The organism is Burkholderia sp. E168m23 (assembly GCF_016586125.1).
In the GTDB taxonomy this organism is placed as follows: Bacteria; Pseudomonadota; Gammaproteobacteria; order Burkholderiales; family Burkholderiaceae; genus Burkholderia; species Burkholderia orbicola.
Genome location: NZ_BCPP01000908.1, coordinates 1 through 2,886, shown reverse-complemented (window position 1 = coordinate 2,886; position 2,886 = coordinate 1). Strand labels below are relative to the sequence as shown.

At 65.8% G+C, this 2,886-nt stretch carries 3 protein-coding genes; all 3 read right to left on the bottom strand.

Annotated features, from left to right (window positions below; genetic code table 11):
* Positions 1-102: 102 nt before the first annotated feature.
* The gene (locus tag JMF90_RS31740) at positions 103-1,914 is read right to left on the bottom strand and encodes a TadG family pilus assembly protein (protein ID WP_201316872.1); all 1,812 of its coding nucleotides are present in this window, start codon (positions 1,912-1,914) and stop codon (positions 103-105) included.
* A 12-nt stretch (positions 1,915-1,926) separates the two neighbouring features.
* The gene (locus JMF90_RS31735) at positions 1,927-2,253 is read right to left on the bottom strand and encodes a DUF3613 domain-containing protein (RefSeq protein ID WP_201316871.1); all 327 of its coding nucleotides are present in this window, start codon (positions 2,251-2,253) and stop codon (positions 1,927-1,929) included.
* 23 nt (positions 2,254-2,276) lie between these two features.
* Positions 2,277-2,886, bottom strand: a 610-nt coding sequence (locus tag JMF90_RS31730; protein WP_201325914.1) for a pilus assembly protein, incomplete at its 5' end; no start/stop codon positions are given.

Sequence of the window (2,886 nt, the reverse complement as noted above, 5' to 3'; positions counted from 1 at the left end):
GCCATGCACCGGGCGACGCGGTCGACGATGTCCGCCTTGCCTTCCCAGACGTACAGGTCGAGCTCTTGGATTGCGGGCGTATTTCTCATCTGATCTGCTTCTTCAGTAAACCGTTTGGGCGACCCCGCAACTGAGCGAGATCTGATGGACCGTCGCCGCGCCGACCTGGACGCCAAGCAGATTCAGCAGCGGAACGAGGACTGCGTCAAGGCTGGACAGGAGTGGGCTGAGCAGGCCGGTCAAAAACGTGAGCAAGGTGGACACGAAGGTTGACGGCAGCGACAGAAGGTTCACGCCCCCGAGTCCGATGTTGGCCGTGATCGTTGCGGCCGCGAGTTGGCTCAGTGCAGAGCTCAGCGCTGAACCGAGCGCATTCGAGTTGACCGTCCAATAGTTTGCGTCGATTCCGGGTACGCCGTTGAATGTGTGCGATTGCTCAGCGCCCTGCACCTGAACCGATATATTGGACAGGCTGGCCGTCAACTGTGCGAGCCCGAGCACGTTGACGTTGATGATCTGGGCGGGCAATTTGCAACTGTAAGTCGACGACAGATTGATCTTGCCTGACGCATCGAGCGGAGGCTGGCCGATGCATAAATTGGCTACACCGGGTCGCGCAGTGATGACGACGGTGCTGGTTGCCTGTGTCGACGTGCATTGCGTCGAGTCCAGCCGCGCCGTGCCGGTACCGGCCTGCAGGTAGATCGGCAGATTGACGTCGACACCGACGTTGAGCGCGCCAAGCAACGCCCCGACGATAGGCAACTGTGTCGTACCAAGATCGACATTCAGGTACACGCCCACCGCCGCCGTCGACGCCGTTGTCCGCCACGTTCCCGTCGCCGGGTCCTTCCCGCCCTCGCCGATGCCGATCGACGGCGGGCTGATGATCTGCACCTGCAACTGCGTTCCCGTCAGCCCGCCGAGATTCAGCGACGGCACGTTGACCACGACCGCCGGCTTGCCTGTTGCCGCGATCTCCGCGCCGACCATCAGCAGGTCGAGCAAATCCACCTGTGCGTTGAGCGCCGCCTGCGTATCCGCGAGCGCGACGTTCAGCAAGCCGCCCGCGCCGCCGAGGCCGATCGACGTCCCCGGAACGTTGGCGTTCACGATCGCCTGCAGCGTGGCGAGGCTCGCCTGCAGGCTTGCGTTGACGACGGACGTCTGCGTGGCCGCCTTCACCATCAACTGGAGCAGTTGCGGCAACGTGAGTTTCAGCGCGAGCAGTTGATCGACCGTGCCGACGCCCGCCGCCACGACGAGGTCGCCGACCGTCACGTTCGTGCACGCAAGCGCTTGATACGATGCGATGTTCAGGTTCAGGTTGGCGCCGAGCAGCGCACCGATCAGCCCGTTGACGAGCCCCGGATTGCCGGATGTCGGCGCCGATCCGCCTGAGCAACCCACTCCGCCGAGCGCGGCCAGGGTCGCGCCGACCGAGAACGTATCGATGTTGGTCGACCGCGCGGTCGACACCGCGGACACCGTCTGCGGCGGTCCGACGAAGAAGAACGGCACTTGCCGCGTGACGACCACCTTGGCCGCGTTCAATTGCGTGGTTCCGGATGTCGCGGCAGCGTAGTAGCTGGGTGCCGGGTTGACCGACGTATCCCAGCGGCCACATTCGATATTGATCGTGTCGCCGTTCGACGCATCGAGCCCGTTCGACTGCGCGTTGCTGGTCGCGGTCGCAGTCGGCTGCGAACAGGCATCGTCCATCCGCTGCACAGCCGCGAGCGCGGCCATGTCGGCAATCCGCTGCACGTCCCGACGCTGGAAAAAGAGATTACCGACGCCAATCGCGCCAAGCGTCGTGATGGCGATCAGCGTCGCGATGATCGCCATCACCGAGAACGCGCCGCGCTGTCGTGACGCGCGGCGGATCGTGCCGCCACTGTGCCGGGTAGTCACCGTTTTGCTCCGTCAGCGCGCGAGGTCGCCACCGGACTGGCCGCCGCCGCTGCCACCGCTGCTGCCGCCGCCCGACGCCGACATCGTGCCGAACCACTGCGGAATCGGCGTCTTGAACGAGTCGATATAGCGCTGATAGGCATACGTGCCGGCCGCACCGTCGATCGGTTGCGGCGCGGCGGCCGCGCGATTCGAGCGCTGCACGTCGAGCAGCGCGCTGGTCGCATGACCGATTTCGGACGCCGGCGTGTCGTCTTGCGCATGCGCGACGCCCGCACCGAGCGAGCAAGCGAAGGCGATGCCCACGGCCCGTACGCGGATTGAAGACAGGTGAAACATGATGGCCTCCGTGAATATCGTCGTTATCGCGCGAAACGCTGCAGCAGCGGCACGGCAAGATCGAAATTGTCGCTGCTGGCCACCGACGGCACGGGCGCGGTGGCCGGCGTATAGGCGATGGCGCGCTGCTTCGCGCGCATCGCGGCCGCGACCTTCGTCTCGTCGTCGCGAATCTGGCTGCGCACGGCGGGCGACAGCTTCTGCTGATCCATCAGCCGCCGCGCGTCCTTCGCGTGACCGGTCGCGAGCAGGTAGAGCACGAAGTTGCTGAGGATCTTCGGGTTCTTCTGCTCGAGTTCGGCCGCCTTCAGCAGCGGCACGCGTGCCCCCGCCAGATCGCCTTCGCGCATCTTCGAATAGGCGAGGTCGGACAACGTCGCCGCATCGGTCGGCGCAAGCGCCGTCGCCTGCTCGAGCTGCTGCGCGGCCAGCGCGAAATCGCCGCGGGCGCCGGCGGTCAGCCCGAGCCCGCGATAGCCGCGCGCCGCGAGCGGCGTCGTCAGCAACTTGGTATAGGCGGCCACGCCGGCGTCGTACTGGCCGGTCGCCCGCAACGCATCGGCGCGCAGCAGGATCGTGTCCGGCGATGCGCCATATTGCTTCTCGTACTGATCGATGTGCGCGAGCGACGCG